Raw genomic sequence first — 19,806 nt, 5'->3', positions numbered from 1 at the left:
CGGAGTCGATTATGGGTTCCGGAGCGTCGAGACGGCGGCCGGTCCGGCTCGATCGGCTCGGTTCCGGCGGGTCGGAGGAGAACACAGGAGGGACGCCCGCCGGCGGCCCGAGCGTCCTATGCGCCGTCGCGTTCGCCGAACCGCTCGTCGAAGACGGCGATCACGCGCCGCTCGATCTCGTCGCGGATCGGACGGACTTCCTCGACCGGCCGCTCGCCGGGGTCGTCGAGGGCCCAGTCGTCGGTGTCGACGCCGTCGAGTTCGAGCGTCGAACAGCCCATCGTCGCGACGAAGTCCGACTCGGCGAGCGACTCGTCGGAGATCTCTCGGGGCGTCCGGTCGTTCACGTCGAGGCCGACCTCCGCGAGCGCCTCGACGACGACGGAGTGAACCTCGTCGGCCGGGGCGGTGCCGCCAGTCCGGATCTCGACGCGGTCGCCGAGTCCGCGCCGGTCGCGCTCGCGCTCCGCGAAGGCGGTCGCCATCTGGCTGCGCCCGGCGTTTCGCACGCACATGAACGTGAGGATAGTCGTCTCGTCGGCCGGCTCGTCGTCCGTCTCGTCGGTCGCGTCAGCCGGGTCGTTCCCGGCGTCAGTCGCGTCGGTGGGTGTCGTCATTGTGTATCGTGGGGCCGCGAACCGCCCGCGGCGGGCCGAACCGCGCTCCGCTCAGTAGATCAGCTCGTCGTCGTTCTCGATCATGTACAGCGTCCGCGCCGCGACGTTGACCGCGTGGTCGGCGACCCGTTCGAGGTCGCGCACCGCGAGTAGCGCCTGCGACACCTCGTCGAGGGAGGCTTCGAGCGCCTCGCCGTCCGTCGGTGCCGGGCCGTCTCGCGCCGCGTTGCGTGCGCGGTCGGCCTCTAACAGCTCGCGGACGACCGCCTCGCTCGCCCGGCGACAGCGGTCGTCGAACTCGTCGTCGCGGGCGGCGATCTCGCGGCAGGCGTCGGGGTCGCGCGCCGCGTAGGCGGCGACCGCGTCGGCGACCATCTCGCGGGCGCCGTCCCCGAGGCCGCGAACGTCGACCGCGGAGTGGACGCCGCCCTCGGGGCCCCCGTACGCCGCGAGGTTCGTCGCGAGGTCGGCGACCCGTTCGAGGTCGGTGATGATCTTGAACGAGGCGGCGACGAGTCGGAGGTCGCCGGCAACGGGCTGTTGAAGCGCGAGCAGCTCCGTACACTCGTCTTCTAACGCCAGGTACGTCTCGTTGACCTCGTGGTCGCTCTCGATCACCGAGCGGGCGAGCTCCTCGTCGCCCGACACGGCCGCCTCGACGGCGTCGTCGAGCCGGTCGCAGACCGTCTCGCCCATCGCGACCACGCCGTCTCGGAGCTCGTCGAGCCGCTTCTGGTAGTTCTCGCGGGGCATCTATCCGAATTTCCCCGTGATGTAGTCCTCCACGCGCTGTTCTTCGGGGTCCTCAAAGATCTTCGCGGTGTCGTCGTACTCGACCAGCTCGCCGCCCGTGAGGAACACGGCCGTCCGGTCGGAGATGCGCGCCGCCTGCTGCATGTTGTGCGTGACGATGATGACGGTGTACTCCTCGGAGAGGTCGTCGATGAGGTCCTCGATCTTCGAGGCCGCGACGGGGTCGAGCGCCGAGGTCGGCTCGTCCATCAGGATGACCTCCGGGTCCGGCGCGATGGCGCGAGCGATACAGAGCCGCTGTTGTTGTCCACCGGAGAGTTCGAGCCCCGAGGAGTCGAGTTGGTCTTTCACCTCGTCCCAGAGGGCGGCGCCCTTCAGTGACTCCTCGACGCGGGCGTCGACGTCTCCCTTGTATCCCTGTATCTTCAGCCCGTAGGCGACGTTGTCGCGGATCGACTTCGGGAACGGGTTCGGCTTCTGGAACACCATCCCGATCTTGCGACGGAGGGCCACGGGGTCGACGTCGGCGTCGTAGACGTTCTTGCCGCCGAACTCCACCTCACCCTCGACGCGGCAGATCTCGATCATGTCGTTCATCCGGTTTATCGTCCGGAGGAACGTTGATTTCCCACAGCCCGAGGGGCCGATGAGCGCCGTCACGCGCTTTTCGGGAATCTCCATCGACACGTCGTCTATCGCCTGTTCGTCGCCGTAGTAGACGTTCAGGTCCCGCGCGGCGACCGCGGTGCCGGCGCCGGCGAGCGAGGCGCTCTCGTCGTTCGATTCCGTCTGTACCTCCGTCGTGATGAGCGAGTCGTCGGATGTAGTGTTACTCATGTTAGTTCCCCCGTTCCGCGCGGTTCCGCAGCAGAATGGCCGTCCCGTTCATGCCGACGAGAATGATAAGCAGCGTGATAACGCCTGCGGCGACGACGCCGTACCGGAAGTCGGCCTGCGGGAAGCCGGCCCACGTGTAGATCTGCATCGGCATTGCGCTGAACCGGCTGAACAGGCTGTCCGGCGCTCTGAACACGGTCGTCGCCGCGCCGATCATGATCAGCGGCGCGGTCTCGCCGATGGCGCGGCCGAGCGCGAGGATCGTCCCGGTGAGGATCCCCGGCATCGCCTCGGGCAGGACCACGTTCTTCGTCGTCTGCCAGCGCGTCGCGCCCATCGCGTCGGACCCGCGCCGGAGGTCGTCGGGCACCGACCGGATCGCCTCCTGTGCGGAGATGATCGTGATCGGGAGGATGAGCAGCGAGAGCGTCAGGGCGGCGGTCACCGCCGTTCCGATACCGAGCCCGAGGAGGTTCGCGAACAGTCCCAGTCCGAGGAGGCCGTAGACGACCGACGGGACCGCCGCGAGGTTCGCGACGTTGACCTGGATGATCCGCGTCAGGGTGCCGAACGGGCCGCTCCCGGGCGTGTACTCCTCTAAGAAGACCGACGTGCCGACGCCGAGGGCGAACGACAGCACCGCGACCATCGCGATGATGATGACGGAGCCGACGATGGCGGGGTAGAGACCGGCTTCTGTCGGCGTCCGCGAGGGCGCTTCCGTGAGGTACGACGGGTCGAGCCACGGGTCCGGCGCCGGGACGCCCAACGCCTCGACGAGCAGTGCCCCGACGACGACGCCGCCGACGAGGAGGACCGGGAGCGCGAATCCGACGAGGCCCTCGCCGGCGTCGACCACGCGCGAGACGTACACCGCCGTGGGCACGCCCGTCAGGGCGCCGACGAGGAGGACGGTCGGCGCCGGGAGTCCGGCGCCGGCGGCCGCGAACCCGCCGGCCGTGGCGAGCGCGAGGGGGACGCCGGCGACGACGGCCGCGGCGGTGCGACCGCGGCGGTCCGCGACGACGAGCGCCCCGGCGGCCGCGACCGGGATCGCGATCGTCCAGAGGTAGATGAGGAGGTCGGACGGGTACGTCGGGATCACCCCGCGGAGGAAGACGGCGGCGACGACGCCCAACAGCCCGGCCGGGATCGCCGCGGTCTGCGCCCAAGGAACCGATCGGACGCTGCCGAACGCGTACAGCGCGACGGCGGGAACGACGCCGAACGTGTACGCGAGGAACCACACGAGCGAGTCGAACACCAAGAAGAGCGTGCCGACCGCGAGACCGAGCGCGGCGCCGCCGACGAGGCGGCCGAGGAGGCCGAACCCGACCGCGCCGACCCGACCGCCGCTCCCGACGTACGTGAGGTACGCGGTGACCGGCGCGGCGACGACGAAGAGGTACGCCAGCTGCCAGTTGAGCCGCGGGATCGGCACGAGGAGCGTCTCGATCGCGGTGAAGACCGCGGCGACGGCGACGAGTCCGCCGCCGAGCGCGCCGAGCGCGCGGCGGGTGACCGCCGGATCGTTGGCGCTGTACAGACAGAACGCGAGGAACGGAACGACGAGCGTGAGGAAGTAGGTTAACAGCCACTCGGGGCTCGCGTTCGCCAGGTCGAAGGCGTCGATCGAGACGTAGACGAGCAGCACGCCGAGCGCGACGAGACCGAAGACGCTGGCGCCGAGCGAGAGGTACTCGAAGACGATCCCCCGAACTCGGCTGACCTCGCCGAACCCGTCGGCGTTGGCGTTTTCCGTCGCCATCAGTACTCCTCCCGGTACCGCTCCGCGATGATGTCACTGATCACGTTCATTACGAGAGTCACCGCAAACAGCGTGAGACCGAGCGCGAACATCGAGTTGTACGGGAGCGTGCCGCCGGTGAGGTCGCCGCCGGTGATCTGGACCATCGCGACGGTGATGGTCATCCCGGACTCCAAGAGCACGTCGGCGGGGTTGATGAACGGGATACCGAACGCGGCCTCTCGGATGGCGGGCATCCGTGCCTGTGCGCCCATCGCGACGACGACGATCATCGTCTCGCCGATCGCTCGGGAGACGGCGAGGATGTACGAGGAGGCGATTCCGGAGATGGAGGCCGGGACGACGATCCCGGTCGACACCTCGAACTTGGTCGCGCCGAGCCCGTAGCCGGCCTGCCGGAGTTCGTCCGGAACGGCGCTCATCGCGTCCTCGGAGATCGACGACACCATCGGGATCGTCATGATCCCGACCATGATCGACGCGGAGAGCGCGTTGAACGTGCTCATCTCCGGGAACAGGGTGGCCTTCAGCGCCGGCGTGACGTACACCAGCGCGAAGTAGCCGTAGACAACCGTCGGCACGCCGGCGAGGATCTCCAGTAAGGGTTTCAGTATCGACCGCGCGTTCGGGGTCGCGTACTCGCTGAGGTATATCGCGGTGAGCGTCCCCACCGGGATCGAGATGAACGCCGCCGTGATCGTCACGACGAGCGTCCCGATCAGGAGCGGGACGAGACCGAAGGCCTGTCCGCCGCCTGCCGGGTTCGGGCTCCAGTTGATACCGGTCAGGAACTCGGCTATCGGCGTCGCTCGGAAGAACACCACTGCGTCCGACAGGAGCGTCGCGAAGATCGCGACGGTCGTGAGCAGGGTGATCACCGCGCACGCCGCGAAGAGCCCGCCGTAGGTCCCCTCCTTCAGTCGTGTGAGTCCGCCCTGCCGGCTCAGGTCGGGACTCTCTGTGCTGTCAGTCACGAACGGTGAGGTATCACACGCAGTCGTAAATCAATACACCGGTTCATCTCGCCGGTTCAGCCCTGCGCCTGCTCGATCGCGTCTTCGAGGATGGACATCTGCTCTTCCTGCGTCTCCTCGGTGGCGGGGACGTAGCCGACGTCGCCGGCGACGAGGTCCTCGTTCGTCGTCTGCTCGACGAAGTACCGGGCGAACTCCGCGATGTGCTCCTCGCCCAGCGACTCGATCGAGGGGTACGTGAACAGGGGCCGCGAGAGGGGGGTGTACTCGCCCGAGGAGGCCGTTTCGAGGCTCGGCTCGACCGGACCGTCGCCGTCGTCGATCCCGAGCGCCTTCAGCTGGTCGGGGTTCTGGAAGTAGTACGCGAAGCCGAAGTAGCCGATCGCGTACTCGCTGCCGGCGACGCCCTGCGCGATCGTGTTGTCCTGCTCGGTCGCCTGGTACTCGCTGGTGTGGCCGGCCTCCCCAAGGATCGCCTCGATGAAGTAGTCGTACGTGCCCGAGGTGTCGGCGGCGCCGAACCGCTCGATTTCCTCGTTCGGGAACTCGTCGCGGACCTCGTCCCACGTCTGGGCGGGGTCGGCCTGCCAGATCTGTTTGAGCTCGTCAGTCGTGAGCGAGTCGACGAAGTCGGCCTCGGGGTTGACGACGACCGTGAGCGCGTCCGTCGCCGCGATCAGTTCGACGTACTCGACGCCGTTCTCGGCGCACAGCTCCTCCTCTTCGGGCTGGATCGGGCGGCTGGCGTTGTTGAAGTCGGTGTCGCCCGTACAGAAGAAGTTCGAGAAGCCGCCGCCGGAGCCGGTCGAACTGATGTCGGGGTCGACGTCCGGGTGCATCTCGGCGAAGTCCTCCATGATCGCGCTCATCAGCGGGAACACCGTGCTCGAACCCGCGATGTTGATCGGGCCGGAGAGCTCGTCGCTCCCGCCGTCGCCGCCGTCCCCGCCCTGCGTACAGCCCGCGAGTCCCAGCGCCCCCGCGCCGGCGAGGGCCGCGAGCGATTTACGACGTGTGATCCCCGTTGCGTCCGTGTCGTGGCTGGAAGCCATCACCTGTTCGTGGTCGATGTCCGGTTAAGTAGTATGCTATGAGGCGTACTGGGAGACGCGTACGGCCCGGTACGGGTATGTCCGGGTACATACTCAATATAGAAGTATATAGTTACGAGAGGGATCAGGCGGTCGGCGGAGCGAGCCGCTCGCACGGCCGAAATCAGCCACTTCGGGACGAGCTGGAACGTGGTTTTAAGTATCCGTGCCGGGAGACACCGGACGAATGACCCCTCCCACGACCGACGGGCCGCCGGCGCCGACGACCTCCAGGGAGGAGGCGTGGGTGGCTCACGCCGCGCTGCTCGACGCCGCGCGGAACGCGACCGACGACGCAGAGCCGTACCGCGGCCCGCTCGAGTCGATCGAGCGCGGCGAGGCCCTCGGCGGCGACGCCCTCGTCCTGCTTCGGAGCGCCCTCGTCGACTACCTCGGCGACGCGCCGGTCCGCGACCGCGCCCCCGGACGGGCGCTGTTGCGGCGCATCGATGACGCGGCCGACCCGACCGACGCGCCGTCGCGACGCGCGTAGCGCTCGGCGGGCGTCCGACCTACGCCTCCACCGCTTCGATCAGCAGCTCCGCCACGTCGACGATTTCCACGTCGTCCTCGAAGTCGCCGGTCTTGCGGCCGTCCTCGAACATCGTCGTACACATCGGGCAGGCGACGACGAACTTCTCTATCGCGGCGCCGGCGTCGGTGTCCTCGACCGCCTCGCGGAGCCGCTCCTCGCTCGGCTTGACTTCCTCCTCGTGTTCGGTCCAGAGACCGCCCCCGCCCCCGCCACAGCAGAACGAGTCGTCGCGCGAGCGCGGCATCTCGTAAAGCTCCGCGCCCGTCGCTTCGATCAGCTGGCGGGGGGCCTCGTACTCGTCGTTGTACCGACCGAGGTGACAGGGGTCGTGGTAGGTGACGGTGTAGTCGAGCTCGTCGCCGGACAGGTCGAGCCGGCCGGCGTCGACGAGCTCCTCGACGACCTGCGTCCAGTGGGACACGTCGACCTCGCCGTCCGGGTTCCACGGGTCCTCGCGGTCGAACGGCATCATCGGGTCGTCCGCGAACTCCGCGAAGTCGACCTCGGGGTACTCGTTTTTGATGGTGTTGTACGAGTGGGGGTCGGTACAGACGATCTGCTCGAACTCGCAGTCCGCGAACGTCTCGACGTGGTGCCCGGCGAGTTCGAGGTAGAGGAACTCCTCGCCGATCCGGCGGATGTCGTTGCCGTCGGTCTTCTCGTCGTCGAAGAGGATACCGAACGACACGTCGGCCTCGTCGAACAGGCGGGCGAGCGCGCGGGCGACCTTCTTATTCCGGTCGTCGAAGCTGGGGTAGTCGCCGACGTACCAGAGGTACTCGACCGACTCCTCGCGGGCGTCGGGAACGTCCACGTCGTCGAGGTCGTCGGCCCAGTCGCCCCGTGCCGACTGCGACTCGCCGAAGGTGTTCCCCTTACCCATCACGTCCTGGAACACGCCTTGGAGGTTCGAGTCGACCGCCCCCTCGTCGACGAGCTGACGGTTCATCTTGGTGAATGAGGTGAGGTGCTCGATGTCGACGGGGCAGGCGTCCATACACGCCATACAGGACATGCACGACTCCATGGACTCCGCGTCGATCACGCCGCCCTCGTCGGCGACGATGGGGACTGTACCGCCGTCGCTAGCGGCGGTCCCGCCGTCCGTCGCCACCGGCCCGCCCCCGCTGCCCGCCACCGGATCGTCGCTGACGGACTCGCGGTACGCCTTCAGGTCCAGGATGACGTTCCGCGGGTCGAGGTTCCGACCGACGGTGTCTGCGGGGCAGGCGTCGGTACACCGCCCGCACTTCGTACAGGCGTCGCCGTCCATCAGTTCCTTCCACGTGAAGTCGTCGAGCGACTCGGCGTTCGTGTGATCGAGGTCCGCGGGGACGTTCGGGAGCCGCGCGCCGGCCTGCTCGTCGCGGGCGACGACGTTGGCGAACGAGGAGATCATGTGGAACGGCTTCGCGTACGGGATCCACGCGATGAACGCGAACGCCAGCAGCGAGTGGCTCCACCAGACGACGCCGTAGATGGCCGCGGCGCCGCCCGGCGTGAGCCCCGCGGCCTCCATCCCGGTGGCCATCGCCATCCCGATGAAGCTCACCGTCTCGTCGGCCCGGGCGGGCTGTCCGACGATCCCGAGCGCCTGGACGACGAAGCCGCCGACGCCGAGTGCGAAGAGCGTCCAGACGAACGCGTCGTCCTCGAAGGAGGTGTGTTTCCCCCACAGCCGGCCCTCGCGGGCGCGGTAGCGGCGGGCCATCGCCATGCCGACGCCGACGACGAACAGCAGGCCGAACGCGTCGACGACGAACTGGTAGGCCAGGTAGAAGTCGCCGACCCAGAACGACTCGCCGGCGATGGGGCGGTAGACGTCGATGTCGAACCCGAGGATCGTCGTCGCGACGAGCAGGGTGAGGAACCCCCAGAGGACGAACGTGTGCATCACGCCCGTGTACACGTCGCCGTCGAACTGGTTCTCGTTCGCGAGGACGGTCTTCGTCGCCGTGACGACCCGCTTCGGGAGGTCGGAGAGTCGGTCCCGCGGGTCGGCGCTGCCGCGCGCGTACGCGGCGAAGCGCGCGTACACGCCGTACAGGAACACCAGAATCGCGACCGCAGCGAGCCAGTAGAACGCGGCCTTCCCCACCGGGCCGATCGTCCAGAACGTCTCGCGGGTGGCCGCCTGTAGGGGAGTCATGATCGATCACCGGGTTAGGCTCCGGTTAAAACTTGCCACAACGAGGAGTTCGTCGTTCGGTGTTCACCCGGTTTCGGGACCCGACGGCGACGGACCGCCTCACAGGACCCGGAGGACCGCGGCCGCGAGCAGAGCGCCCGCGAGTCCCAGCGCCGGGACGTCGACGCGGCGGAACGTCAACCGCGGGAGCGTCGGGTTCCACGCGAAACACCGGGCGACGAGCGCCGTCCCGAGCCGGTCCGCCCGGGAGAGCGCCCGCGAGAGCCCGCCGACCGCGACGAGCCGCATCCGCTCGCGGCGGGAGCGTTCGGCGCCGAGGCGGGCCCGGACCGCTTCGCGCGTCGCGACGAGGTCCCGTTTCAACAGGGGGAGGAACCGGAAGACGAGCGCGACGCCGACGCCGAGGAAGACGCCCGGCCGCCCGGGAATCGTCCGCTGGAGCGCCGCGCGCGACTCGCGGACCGGGGTCGACCGCACGTACGCGGCGGCGACGACGAGCAGCAGGAGGACGCGGTAGCTCGCCAGCCCCGTCGCGGCGGCGCGCTCGACCCGAAACCACGGCGCGCCGAGCGTCGCGCCTGCGACAAGGGGAGCAAAGAGGAGCACGGGAAACGCGACGCGGTAGCTCCACAGGTCCTGCGGTCCGCCGTCGGCGGCGAGCAGGCAGCCGAGGGCGACGAGCGTGAGCGCCGCGAGCCCGCTCGGCGTCGTGTACGCGTACGCGGCCGCCGCGAACGCGACCTGAACGAGCAGTTTCGACCGCGGGTCGAGCCGGTGGGCGAACGAGCCGCCGGGGACGAACGAGAGCGTCATGCGGGCGGGTCTCCAAGCCCGCCGCCCCCGGGGACCCGCACGTCCAGTCCGGGCAGCGATTCGACCGCGTCTTCCGGGGGCGCGTCGACCGCGATTCGCCCGTCGGCCAGCCCGACGATCCGGTCGGCGAGCGCGGCGACGTCGCGGAGGTCGTGGGTGACGACGATCACGCTCGTCCCCACGCGGCGGAGCGCGCGGAGCCGCTCCACGACCGACCGCCGGGCTGGCTCGTCGAGACCGGTGAACGGCTCGTCCAGCACGAGGTGGTCGGGTTCCATCGCGAGCGCGCCCGCGATCGCGACGCGCTCGCGCTCGCCCCCGGACAGGGCGTCGATCCGTTCGCGCTCCCGGTCCGCCATGTTCACCGCGGCGAGCGCGTCGGCGACCCGGCGGTCGATCTCGTCGTGGGAGAGCCCGAGGTTCTCGGGGCCGAACGCGATGTCGGCGCCGACGGTGGCGGCGACCAGCTGGTCGCGGGGGTCCTGAAACACCATCCCGACCGCCGAGCGCGCGGCGACGAGGTCCGCGTCGACCGGGGTCCCGTTCACGGACACGGTCCCGGCGTCCGGCTCGACGAGCCCGTTGAACGTCCGCACGAGCGTGGTCTTTCCCGAGCCGTTCGCGCCCGCGACGACGAGGAACTCGCCGTCGGGGACCGAGAGGCAGACGTTGTCGACGGCGACGGTGCCAGTAGCGCCATCGGCGGCGTCGACGCCGTCGCCGGCTCGGCCGTACCGACACGTCACGCCGTCGAGTTCGATCACTGAGTCAGGCGGCCGCGATCGCGTCGGATCTGACGACCCCGACCGCGGCGGCGATCTTCAGGGCCTCGGCCGGGAGGAACGCGACGGCGCCGACGGTGATCGCCTCGACCGGGCCGAGCGACAACACGAGCGCGAGGCCGGCGACGCCGAAGCCGTAGATGAGAACGGTCCCGAGGACCATCGCGCCGACGAGCGCCGGCAGCCCGACGGCGTCGAGGTCACGGAGCGTCGCCCCGCGGTGGACGACCGCACCCACGGCCGCCGCGGCGAGCGGGTACGACCAGAGGTAGCCGGCCGACTGTCCGACGAGCTGTCCGACGCCGGCCGACCCGCCCTCGAAGACGGGCGCGCCGAGCGCCCCGGCCGCGAGGTAGAGGACCAGCGACGCGCCACCCCACACCGGACCGAGGAATATCCCCGCGAGGAAGACGCCGAGCACCTGGAGGGTCACGTCCACGGGCGAGACCGGGTTCGGGAACGTGACGTACGCGAACGCCCCGACGAGCGCCGCGAACAGCGCTGCGCGCGCGAGGTTCGCCGCCGCCTCGTCGCCGACGAGGTCAACGGACTCCGTGTTCGTTGCCATGGGTGAACGGACTCGTAAACCCACTTGAACGTAGTGGTTTACGACAGGGTGGGAGATGTCGATACTCCTCGAAGAACCCACAGATAATAACGTTCATACCCGGCGGTCGCCGACGACGCGAGTATGCCGAAGATAAGCGTCGAGATCCCCGCGGAACTGCTGGCGGACCTCGACGAACACGTCGGGGACGACGGGAAGTTCGTGAACCGCAGCGACGCGGTCCGCGCGTCGATACGGAAGAACCTTGATCTGCTCGACGAGATCGACGCCCGCCACGACCGCCTCGGCGGCGACGGCGAGACGGACGGCGGCCGGCCGGTCGACGACGCGGAGGGCGCGGATGAGTAGCCGGACCGCGACTGACGACGACCCGTTCCGAACCGATCCGCTCGATCGCTCGGCGGTGGCCGCGGTCGGACTGATCACGCTGTTCACCGTCGCGCTCGCCACCGCACAGCTCACCGCCGCGAAGGTCCTCGCTTTACCCCTCCCGTTCGCGCTGCCGGTCGTCGGTCCGGAGATCACGCTGCCGGGAGCCGCGCTCGCGTACGCGCTGACGTTCCTCGCGTCGGACTGCTACGCCGAGCTGTACGGCCGCCGAGCGACGCAGGTGGTCGTCAACGTCGCGTTCCTCGCGAACTTCCTCGTGTTGGGACTGGTGTGGTCGACGCTCGCGGCGCCGGGAATCGACCCCGAGGTGTCGGCCGCCTTCCAGACCGCGCTCGGCCCCGCGACGAACGTCGTCGCCGGGAGCCTGCTGGCGTACGTCGTCAGCCAGAACTGGGACGTGTTCGTCTTCCACGCGATCCGCGACCGCACCGGCGAACGGCTGCTGTGGCTCCGCAACATCGCGTCGACGGCGACGAGCCAGGCGCTCGACACCGCGATCTTCGTCGGCGTCGCCTTCTACGCCGCGCCGCTCCTGCTCGGCGGGGACCCGCTCAACCCGTCGATCCTGCTCGCGCTCGCGCTCGGTCAGTACCTCCTCAAGCTCGCGATCGCCGTGCTCGACACGCCGGTCGTCTACCTGATCGTCGGCGCGGTCCGGAACTGACCGGACCGGCCGCGGCTGGCGTCTCGTTCAGTTTCACTCAAGCGACCGCCAGCGCCCGCGCCGGCTCGTCGGGCAGGTCGACCGGGACCCGCTCGAAGGCGTCGCCGCCGTCGCGCGTGACGAAGAGCCCGCGGTTCGAGAGCGCCCAGAGTTCTCCGGGGGCCGTGCCGGGCGCCAGGACCGCCCGATACGTGCCCTCTCCCGTCGGCATCCCTCGGCCGTCGAGGCGCTCGAACGCCTCGGCGTCGGTCGAGGACGCCTCGTCTCGCCGGTAGCGGTACAGGTACGCCTCGCCGCGGCGGTGGGCCGCCGTCGCGCTCTCGGCCGCGCTGACCAAGGCGGTGTCGGGGTCGCCGGGGTCGACCGCGAGCCCCCAGACGTAGCCGTGGTCGAGTCCCGCGTCGCGGACCCGCCACGAGTCGCCGCGGTCGTCGCTCTCGGCGAAGCCGTCGCCGGCCGCGGCGTAGACGCGGTCGGGCGCCGCCGAGTGGGCGGCCATCGCGTGGGTGTCGCGCCGCGACCCCGGCGGGCGGTCGGTCCACGTCTCGCCGCCGTCAGAGGTCACGACCAGCGCGCCGGCCTCGATCCCGAGGAGCCATCGCTCCGGGTCGCTCGGGCAGGGCTCGATCCACCGCACGTGGTGGGTGTCGGGCCGCGGCGGGAACGACCACTCGGCGGCGGAGGGGACGTCGGTCAGCCCGCCGACGCGAGTGACCGTCTCGCCGCCGTCCGCGGAGCGGTACGCTCGCGAGGGCTCCGTGCCGACCCAGACGACCGCGGGGTCGTGCGGACTCGTCGCGACCGCGGTCACCGCGTCGGAGCCGGACCCATCGGGGCCGAGCGTCGCGGCGGCCGCGCGGGCGAACCGCTGGCCGCCGTCGACGGAGCGGAACAGCCCGGCGTCGAACGTCCCCGCGAGGACGCGCGGCGGGTGGGCGTCGTCGCGCGCGGAACTGACGCCCCGCGTCGCTCCGCTCGCGTCCGAGTCGGGATTCGTGACGGAGAGGCACTCGATCCGCTGGCCGGACAGCCGCGTCTCGACCGACCCAGTGTCGGGGTCGACAATCCGGAGCCCGTCCGCGTAGGCCGCGTAGACGCGCATGAATCGGATTTCGGCGGGGAGGCTCAAAAGCGTACGCCGGTCCGAGGCGGCCGAGGCGTCGACGCGTCGAGGGGCGGGTTCCACGAGCGCAAGAGACTTACCGGCGCCACCCGTGTGAACTGTACGCATGGATCTTCGCGTTCAGGGGGACGTTCCCCCCGACCCGTTTCTCGGCGCCGCGGACCTCTTCGAGACGGAGCGCTCCGTCGAGGCGCCGGTCCGCGTCGTGGTCCGCGAGGACCCCGACGAACGGACCTGGGCCGGCCACTACGACGACCACCACGTGCTGAACGTCTCCCGGCGAGCCGCCACGAGCGCGATGGCGCGCGAGCTGGCGATCCACGAGCTCGCCCACATGGCTCGTTACGAGGAGGGCCACCCCTCGCACCTCCAGTCGACGGAGGAGGCGCTGTATCTGGGGCTCTCCGGGGAGAAGGTCGAGCGCCGGAAGCTCGCGCACTGTTACCAGATCGCGAACCACATGAAAGACATCTACGCCGACGACATCACCCTCTCGGTGGCGCCCGCGGACAAGCTCCTCGGCTTCCTCGAGTCGACGCTGGCGACCGCGGTCGCGGACCGGCCCGACGTGTCACGGACCGGCTCGCCGCCGGTGACGGCGGGGGCGGATCCGGAGATAACGGCGGTGAACGCCGCGTTCGCGTTGGCGCTGGTCGAGCGACACGACATCGCGGGGCCCGACCACCGCATCTACGACCTCGCTCGCGCCGCCGGCAGCGACACCGACGCCGTCGACGTCGACGGGTTCAAAGACCGGTTCCTCGATCTGGCTCACGACCCGTCGGAGAGCGACTACCGGAAGGCGCTCGTCGCGGCCGCTCGCGCGTACGCGGTGTGACCCGCGACCGTCGCCGATCAGGTCGCCGAAGCGCGGTCTTCCGAGCTGGAGAGCCGTTTTCGACGCCGAGAATCGGGTTTCGCTGAGCAGCAGGAAGGCATCGTTCGCGCCGGTCCGGCGGGGGTTCCCCGCCGGATCGCGGACCGCGTGCTACTCCGCGTCGCTCTGTGCGGGATCGCGTTCCGCGTCCGACTCCGTGACGCCGCTCTCGTCGACCGGCTCGGTCGACTCGGTCGACGCGCCCGAGTCCGCCGCCTCGGTTCCGTCGAGGACGGTCACCCGTGCGGACATGATCCGGGTGTTGTCGACGCGTTCGATGCGGATCCGGATCCCGTCGAACTCGATCTCTTCTCCCTCCTCGACGAGGCGCCCGGCGCGGTTGAACACGAAGCCGGCGAGGGTCTCGAACTCCTCGCCCTCGGGGAGGTCGATCCCGAGGATCTCGTTGACCTCGTCGATGTTCACCTCGCCTTGAACGACGGCGACGTTGTCTTCGAGGAACTCCACCGGGGCCTCCTCGTCGCCCTCTAAGATCTCGCCGACGATCTCCTCGACCATGTCCTCGAGAGTGATGATCCCCTCGGTGGTCCCGAACTCGTCGATGACCGTCACCATCTGGAGGCGGTTGTCCTGCATCTCCGCGAGCAGTTCGTCGGCGTTCTTCGACTCGGGGACGTGGAGGGTGGGCTTGACCACGCGCTCTAAGGAGGGCGTCCCCTCGGAGTAGCGCAGTTCGCGGACGAGGTCGCGCACCGTCACCACGCCGATGATGTTGTCGAGGTTCCCCTCGTAGACGGGGACGCGCTCGTGATCGGCCTGAATACACGTCTCGATCGCCTCCTCGACGCTGTCCTCTTTCGCGACCGCGGTGACGTCGAGTCGCGGCGTCATCACCTCCTTGGCGATGGTGTTGTTGAACCGGAAGATGCGGTCGAGCATCTCCCGTTCCTCCTCCTCGATGACGCCCTCGCGTTCGCCCGTCTCGATGATGTCCTGGATCTCGTCGCGCGTGACGTACGTCGACTCGATGGCCGCCGAGCCGCCGATGACGGCGTTGACGCCCTTGACGATGTAATCGAAGAGGACGACGAGCGGGTACAGCGCGTACTCGGAGAGCTTCAGGGGGCGAGCGATCCGCAGCGCCCACGACTCGGTGTTCTCGACGGCGTACGACTTGGGCGCGCTCTCGCCGAAGATCAACACGAGCGTCGTGATCCCGAACGTCGTCGCCAGCACCGACTCCCCCCGGGAGAGGTAGATGCCGAACAGCGCGGTCGCGATCGAGGTCATCGCCACGTTGACGATGTTGTTCCCCACCAAGATCGTCACCAGTAGCCGGTGGGGATTCTGTTTCATGTTGCTGATCGTCTCCGCGCCCGTCACCCCCTCGTCGACGAGGCTGTCGATGCGGTGTTGCGGCAGCGAGAACATCGCGATCTCCGACGAGGAGAAGAACGCCGAGAGCCCGACCAGCACGAGGATGGCCGCGACGCCGAGGATAGTCGTGACTTGGTCACCCGGCAGCGGTATCTGGAGGACGTCGACGACCGGCCCGATAGACGACAAGCCCATATTCGTTTGTCATCCGTCGGCCCGCGATTAAAGCGTTCCCTTCGACTACACTCGACGGACCCCGTTTCTCGGGGGGACGCGCTCGTCGACGCCGCGTCCGCGGGTGCCGCTGCCGACACGATTACCCGTCTCGCGGGCGAATCGCGGGACATGAGCGAGCCACAGATCACCCTGTACCGGCTTCAGGCGTGTCCGTTCTGCGAGCGCGTCGTCCGGACGCTGAACGAACTGGACGTGGAGTACCGCTCCCGATACGTCGAACCGATGCACTCCGAGCGCAACGTCGTTAAGCGCGTCTCCGGCGCGCGGAGCGTGCCGGCCATCGTCGACCGCGAGACCGGCGTCACGATGTCCGAGAGCGCGAACATCGTCGAGTACCTGAAGGGGACGTACGGCGAGGGAGGTGCCTGAGATGGTCGACTTCGACGTCGTCTCCCTGCCAGAGACCGACCACGTCGCCGAGGGCGACACGGCGCCGGACTTCACCCGGCCGCTCGTGAACGACGAGTACTGGGAGGACCGCTCGCTCAACGACGCCGTCGACGGGCCGACGCTCCTGCTCTTCCACCCGATGGACGGCGCGTTCCAGGGGACGTACCTCTACAACACGGTCGACGACCACGGCTGGAGCGACGACGTCGACGTGCTCGGCGTCTCCATCTCGACCCCGTACGCCCACAAGCGTCTCCTCGCCGACCGCGGCGACGGCGTCCGGGTCTTCTCGGACCCCGGCGCGGGCGTCATCGAGGAGTACGGCCTCGCACACGACATCGACGGCATGAGCGGAATCACGGAGAGCCGGCCGGCCGTGTTCCTCCTCGACGCCGACCTGACCGTCGAGTACGCGTGGGTCGCGAGCGAACACCCCGAGTTCCCGGACGCCGAGGCGATCGACGACGCGGTCGCGGATCTGCTCGACTGACGCGGCCGCCGGCCCCGTCGACCGACACCGCGACCACTCTCGGACTGGCTCGGTCGCGCACCTGACCGACCGACGCGTCACCCTTTTTCAACTCGGAGCCGAACGAACGCGCGTGACCGCCGACACGAGCGACGACCGAAGAGACCGATCCGACGAGCTGCGCGCGGCCGTCGCCGCCGTGCGGCGCGGCGACCTCGTCGTCTACCCGACCGAGACGGTGTACGGGCTGGGCGCCGACGCGCTCGACGCCGACGCCGTCGGGCGCGTCTTCGAACTGAAGGGCCGCGACCGGTCGAACCCCCTCTCGCTCGGCGTCGCGAGCGTCGACGACGCCCTCCGCTACACCCGGCCGACCGAGCGCGCGGTCGCGTTCGCCCGGGCGTTCCTCCCCGGGCCCGTGACGGTCGTCGTCGAGCGGGGCGACCGGGTGCCGGACGCCCTCACGGCCGGTCGCGACCGCGTCGGAATCCGCGTGCCGGACCACGACCTCGCGCGGGCGCTGCTGGACGAAACTGGGCCGCTCACCGCGACGAGCGCCAACGTCTCCGGGACGGGCAGCGTCACGCATCCGGACCAGCTCGACGACCGGATCCGCGACGGCGTCGCCGCGGTGATCGACGACGGGGAGGCGCCCGGCACCGAGAGCACCGTCGTCGACCCCGAGGCGGGAGCGATCCACCGGCGCGGCGCGATGGCCGGCGCCATCGAGGCGTGGCTGGCGGACCCGCCGGTAGAGGAGTGAAGAGAGCCGGCGAAAAGCGCTCGTTTGAGGGTTTTAGACGGAGAGGTCGCCCTTCGCTTTGATCACGTCGAGGTCCTCGGCGTCGACCGTCTCGACGTCGAGCCAGTGGGGGACGTACTCGCGTTTGTCGTAGGCCTCGCGCTCGTCTTCGGTGCCGACGGTACACCAGAGCTGCGGCTCGTCCGGACCGTGCCAGCCGCCCTGAACGTTGATGCCGAAACAGACCAGCTCCTCGCCGTCGTGCTCGATCACCGCGTCCTTCCGGATGTCGGGATCGCCGCGGATGATGAGGTGGTGCATGTGCCGGGGTTCGCGTGTTCCGGGCTTAATCGCTTCGATACCGCCGATCGGTGACGGCCGTTTCGCCGCGGCGAGCGAGGCGGTAACCGGGAGGCCGACTTAGCCGGAGTAGTAGTACTCGCCGTCCCGCTTCTGTTTGCTGTCGAGCTGTGATCCCGGCTTGTTGATCCGGGGGCGCCCCGTGCGCTCGTCGCGCCGGAAGGTGATCTCGAGGTCGGCGAGGAACTCGTTCATGCCGTCGCGCATGTCCTGGGGCGGCGCGGCGCGCCCGCGCTCGGCCGGCTCGCCGTCGAACACCATCAGGCGGTCGGCCAGCAGGTCGATCATGTAGATGTCGTGGTCGATCACCATCACCGTCGCGTCGTGGTTCTCGGCGTAGCGGCGGATCGCGGTCGTCGCCCGCACGCGCTGCTCCACGTCGAGGTGCGCGGAGGGCTCGTCGAGCAGGTAGAGGTCGGCGTCGTCGGAGAGGCAGGCCGCGATGGCGACGCGCTGGCGCTCGCCGCCGGAGAGGTCCGAGAGGTTCTGCTCCATCACGCGGTCGAGCTGGAGCGGCTGTGCGATCTCCGTGTTCCAGTAGGAGGAGCCGAACTCGTCGGTGATAGACGAGAGGAAGGCGTCGACCCGCATGTGCTGGTCGATGTCGATGTACTGCGGCTTGTAGGAGATGTCGAGCGCGAAGTCGAGCTCGCCCTCGTCGGGCGTCAGGTCGCCGGTGAACAGCTGTGCGAGCGTGGACTTCCCGATCCCGTTCGGACCGACGACGCCGAGCACCTCGGAGCGGTTGATCTCGCCGCCCTCCACGCGGAGCTCGAACTCGCCGTCGCCGTACGACTTGCGCAGGTCGGGGTACTCGATCAGGGTCTCGCTCCGCGAGGCGACCCGCGGCGCGTGTTCCTCGAAGGTGATCGCAGAGGGTCGGATCCGCATGTTCTCGTTGTTCAGGTACCCCTTGAGGTACTCGTTGATTCCGTTGCGGACCGACTTCGGGTCGGTGATGACGCCGTACGCGCCCGGCTCACCGTACGCGACGTGGAGGGTGTCCGCGAGCAGGTCCAGAATGGCGAGGTCGTGTTCCACGACGAGCATCGACCGGTCGGCCGTGTCGTCGTCCGCGAGCTCCCGAACGAGTCGGGCGACGATCATCCGCTGGCCGATGTCGAGGTACGGCGTGATCTCGTCGAGGAAGTAGAAGTCGGCGTCGCGAGCGAGACAGGCCGCGATGGCGACCCGCTGGAGCTCGCCGCCGGAGATGGAGTCGATGTCTTGGTCCATCACCGGGCGGATGTTGAGGCGGTCGACGAGGTCGTCGAGCGCGCCGCGTTCGTCGGTGCGCTCCAGCAGTTCGCGGGTGTTGCCGTCGAACTGGTTCGGGATCTGGTCGACGTACTGCGGCTTCCGCGCGACGGTCACGTCGCCCGCCTTCAGCGATTCGAGGTAGTTCTGGAGCCCGGTACCCCGGAAGCGGTCGAGGACGCTGTCCCAGTCGCCGTCGGCGGAGTAGTCGCCGAGGTTCGGGACCATCTCGCCGGCGAGCCCGTGGACGGCGGTCGACTTCCCGATGCCGTTCGGCCCGAGGATGCCGGTGACGCTGCCCGGCTCCGGCGTCGGGAGCCCGTACAGCGAGAACGCGTTGTCGCCGTAGCGGTGGACCGGCTCCTCGTCGAGTTCCGAGGGGAGGTTGATGATCTCGATCGCGTCGAACGGACACGAGTTGACGCAGATGCCGCAGGTCTCGCCGAGACAGATCTCCTCGGAGATGTGGATCTGGTCCGGGTCGCCCTCCGTCGCGTCCTCGCCGCGCTCGGTGATACACTCCTTGCCCGTGCGGTTCGGCGGGCAGTCTTTCATACACTCGTAGTTACAGCGGTCGGGCTGGCACCGGTCGAGGTCGACGACCGCGATACTGTCGTCGGCCATCTCAGACCCCCAGGTCGACGGCGGACGTCAGGAGGACGGTGTAGCTGATGAACCAGAGAGTAAACGTGAGAAACGCCACGTAGAGGTTGTCTTTGACGCCGAAGTCGCCGACGCCGACGACTTTGTACACCGGGTACTGGACGATGACGAACGCCCCCAACACGAACACCGCGGTGGTGCTCGCGGCGGCGGCCGGCTCGGTGCCGACGTAGACCGCCGAAACGATACCGGCGGCGATACCGGCGAGACAGCAGATGGTCGTGACGACCACGCCGCGGGCGTGGTCGGAGAGGCCCGAGTCGTCGCTCATGCCTTCCGATCCGCGAGCGCCCGTAAAAAGCCGTTCGTTCCCGGCGTCGACCGCGGGCGCGCCGGCTTCGGCAGGCGGTGAACCCCGTGCCTCCGGCGCGCCCCTCGCGAGGCGGAGCGCGCGCGAGCGAAATCGCTG

At 69.3% G+C, this 19,806-nt stretch carries 22 protein-coding genes; 7 read left to right on the top strand and 15 right to left on the bottom strand.

What is annotated here, in order from left to right:
* Positions 1-116 precede the first annotated feature (116 nt).
* Genes ABDZ89_RS04575 through ABDZ89_RS04550 form a run of 6 tightly spaced genes read right to left on the bottom strand, consistent with a single transcriptional unit; the run spans position 117 to position 6,001 of the window.
* A complete protein-coding gene (locus ABDZ89_RS04575) occupies positions 117-617 on the bottom strand; it encodes an arsenate-mycothiol transferase ArsC (RefSeq protein WP_343777039.1) in 501 nt (166 codons plus the stop codon).
* Between the two features lie 51 nt (positions 618-668).
* A complete protein-coding gene (locus ABDZ89_RS04570; protein ID WP_343777038.1) occupies positions 669-1,370 on the bottom strand; it encodes a phosphate signaling complex PhoU family protein in 702 nt (233 codons plus the stop codon).
* On the bottom strand, positions 1,371-2,207 hold the full coding sequence (gene pstB / locus ABDZ89_RS04565; RefSeq protein ID WP_343777037.1) for a phosphate ABC transporter ATP-binding protein PstB: 837 nt from the start codon (positions 2,205-2,207) through the stop codon (positions 1,371-1,373).
* Position 2,208: 1 nt separating this feature from the next.
* Positions 2,209-3,975, bottom strand: a complete 1,767-nt coding sequence (gene pstA / locus ABDZ89_RS04560) for a phosphate ABC transporter permease PstA (protein ID WP_343777036.1) — start codon at positions 3,973-3,975, stop codon at positions 2,209-2,211.
* Positions 3,975-4,949, bottom strand: coding sequence for a phosphate ABC transporter permease subunit PstC (gene pstC, locus ABDZ89_RS04555; protein WP_343777035.1), 975 nt, complete (start codon positions 4,947-4,949; stop codon positions 3,975-3,977). The genes pstA and pstC overlap by 1 nt, the downstream gene beginning before the upstream one ends.
* A gap of 56 nt (positions 4,950-5,005) precedes the next feature.
* Positions 5,006-6,001 (bottom strand): PstS family phosphate ABC transporter substrate-binding protein, encoded by a 996-nt coding sequence (locus tag ABDZ89_RS04550; RefSeq protein WP_343777034.1) that lies wholly within the window; start codon positions 5,999-6,001, stop codon positions 5,006-5,008.
* A 226-nt stretch (positions 6,002-6,227) separates the two neighbouring features.
* On the opposite strand from ABDZ89_RS04550, the gene ABDZ89_RS04545 reads away from it, so the two are divergent.
* Entirely contained in the window at positions 6,228-6,533 is a 306-nt protein-coding gene (locus tag ABDZ89_RS04545) for a DUF7853 family protein (RefSeq protein WP_343777032.1), read from the top strand.
* Positions 6,534-6,552: 19 nt separating this feature from the next.
* Here ABDZ89_RS04545 and ABDZ89_RS04540 read toward each other — a convergent pair whose 3' ends face one another.
* The 4 genes from ABDZ89_RS04540 to ABDZ89_RS04525 all read right to left on the bottom strand — a co-directional run bounded on the left by ABDZ89_RS04540 (position 6,553) and on the right by ABDZ89_RS04525 (position 10,887).
* Positions 6,553-8,724, bottom strand: coding sequence for a (Fe-S)-binding protein (locus tag ABDZ89_RS04540; RefSeq protein ID WP_343777030.1), 2,172 nt, complete (start codon positions 8,722-8,724; stop codon positions 6,553-6,555).
* Positions 8,725-8,823: 99 nt separating this feature from the next.
* A complete protein-coding gene (locus ABDZ89_RS04535) occupies positions 8,824-9,537 on the bottom strand; it encodes an energy-coupling factor transporter transmembrane component T family protein (RefSeq protein ID WP_343777028.1) in 714 nt (237 codons plus the stop codon).
* Positions 9,534-10,301 carry an energy-coupling factor ABC transporter ATP-binding protein gene (locus ABDZ89_RS04530; protein WP_343777027.1) on the bottom strand — a complete coding sequence of 256 codons (768 nt, stop codon included), beginning with the start codon at positions 10,299-10,301 and terminating at the stop codon, positions 9,534-9,536. Before ABDZ89_RS04530 ends, ABDZ89_RS04535 begins: the two co-directional genes overlap by 4 nt.
* Before the next feature lie 4 nt (positions 10,302-10,305).
* Positions 10,306-10,887, bottom strand: a complete 582-nt coding sequence (locus ABDZ89_RS04525) for a biotin transporter BioY (protein ID WP_343777026.1) — start codon at positions 10,885-10,887, stop codon at positions 10,306-10,308.
* A gap of 123 nt (positions 10,888-11,010) precedes the next feature.
* On the opposite strand from ABDZ89_RS04525, the gene ABDZ89_RS04520 reads away from it, so the two are divergent.
* Positions 11,011-11,235, top strand: a complete 225-nt coding sequence (locus ABDZ89_RS04520) for a ribbon-helix-helix domain-containing protein (protein ID WP_343777025.1) — start codon at positions 11,011-11,013, stop codon at positions 11,233-11,235.
* Complete coding sequence (locus ABDZ89_RS04515) at positions 11,228-11,941, top strand: queuosine precursor transporter (protein WP_343777023.1); 714 nt, start codon at positions 11,228-11,230, stop codon at positions 11,939-11,941. Before ABDZ89_RS04520 ends, ABDZ89_RS04515 begins: the two co-directional genes overlap by 8 nt.
* Before the next feature lie 37 nt (positions 11,942-11,978).
* On the opposite strand, the gene ABDZ89_RS04510 is transcribed toward ABDZ89_RS04515, so the two are convergent.
* Positions 11,979-13,043 carry a WD40/YVTN/BNR-like repeat-containing protein gene (locus ABDZ89_RS04510; RefSeq protein ID WP_343777021.1) on the bottom strand — a complete coding sequence of 355 codons (1,065 nt, stop codon included), beginning with the start codon at positions 13,041-13,043 and terminating at the stop codon, positions 11,979-11,981.
* Positions 13,044-13,170: 127 nt separating this feature from the next.
* Here ABDZ89_RS04510 and ABDZ89_RS04505 point away from each other — a divergent pair, with 127 nt between their 5' ends.
* Complete coding sequence (locus ABDZ89_RS04505; RefSeq protein WP_343777020.1) at positions 13,171-13,902, top strand: DUF5781 family protein; 732 nt, start codon at positions 13,171-13,173, stop codon at positions 13,900-13,902.
* Positions 13,903-14,052: 150 nt separating this feature from the next.
* Here ABDZ89_RS04505 and ABDZ89_RS04500 read toward each other — a convergent pair whose 3' ends face one another.
* A complete protein-coding gene (locus ABDZ89_RS04500) occupies positions 14,053-15,474 on the bottom strand; it encodes a hemolysin family protein (RefSeq protein ID WP_343777019.1) in 1,422 nt (473 codons plus the stop codon).
* A gap of 150 nt (positions 15,475-15,624) precedes the next feature.
* On the opposite strand from ABDZ89_RS04500, the gene ABDZ89_RS04495 reads away from it, so the two are divergent.
* From ABDZ89_RS04495 to ABDZ89_RS04485, 3 genes are all read left to right on the top strand, one after another.
* Positions 15,625-15,885 carry a glutaredoxin family protein gene (locus ABDZ89_RS04495; RefSeq protein ID WP_121595581.1) on the top strand — a complete coding sequence of 87 codons (261 nt, stop codon included), beginning with the start codon at positions 15,625-15,627 and terminating at the stop codon, positions 15,883-15,885.
* A gap of 1 nt (position 15,886) precedes the next feature.
* Entirely contained in the window at positions 15,887-16,396 is a 510-nt protein-coding gene (locus tag ABDZ89_RS04490; RefSeq protein ID WP_343777017.1) for a redoxin domain-containing protein, read from the top strand.
* A 112-nt stretch (positions 16,397-16,508) separates the two neighbouring features.
* Positions 16,509-17,138: an L-threonylcarbamoyladenylate synthase gene (locus ABDZ89_RS04485; protein WP_343777015.1), complete on the top strand. Its 630-nt coding sequence runs from the start codon at positions 16,509-16,511 to the stop codon at positions 17,136-17,138.
* 33 nt (positions 17,139-17,171) lie between these two features.
* Here the strand turns inward: ABDZ89_RS04485 and ABDZ89_RS04480 are convergent, their stop codons facing one another.
* The 3 genes from ABDZ89_RS04480 to ABDZ89_RS04470 all read right to left on the bottom strand — a co-directional run bounded on the left by ABDZ89_RS04480 (position 17,172) and on the right by ABDZ89_RS04470 (position 19,668).
* Complete coding sequence (locus ABDZ89_RS04480; RefSeq protein ID WP_053771822.1) at positions 17,172-17,438, bottom strand: HAH_0734 family protein; 267 nt, start codon at positions 17,436-17,438, stop codon at positions 17,172-17,174.
* A 99-nt stretch (positions 17,439-17,537) separates the two neighbouring features.
* Positions 17,538-19,358 (bottom strand): ribosome biogenesis/translation initiation ATPase RLI, encoded by a 1,821-nt coding sequence (locus ABDZ89_RS04475; protein ID WP_343777014.1) that lies wholly within the window; start codon positions 19,356-19,358, stop codon positions 17,538-17,540.
* A gap of 1 nt (position 19,359) precedes the next feature.
* On the bottom strand, positions 19,360-19,668 hold the full coding sequence (locus tag ABDZ89_RS04470) for an EMC6-like membrane protein (RefSeq protein ID WP_343777013.1): 309 nt from the start codon (positions 19,666-19,668) through the stop codon (positions 19,360-19,362).
* Positions 19,669-19,806 lie beyond the last annotated feature (138 nt).

It is taken from the genome of Halorubrum ejinorense (genome assembly GCF_039522565.1).
Lineage (GTDB): Archaea > Halobacteriota > Halobacteria > Halobacteriales > Haloferacaceae > Halorubrum > Halorubrum ejinorense.
The sequence above is the reverse complement of the archived record's forward strand: the minus strand, read 5'-3'. Positions and strand labels throughout refer to the sequence as shown.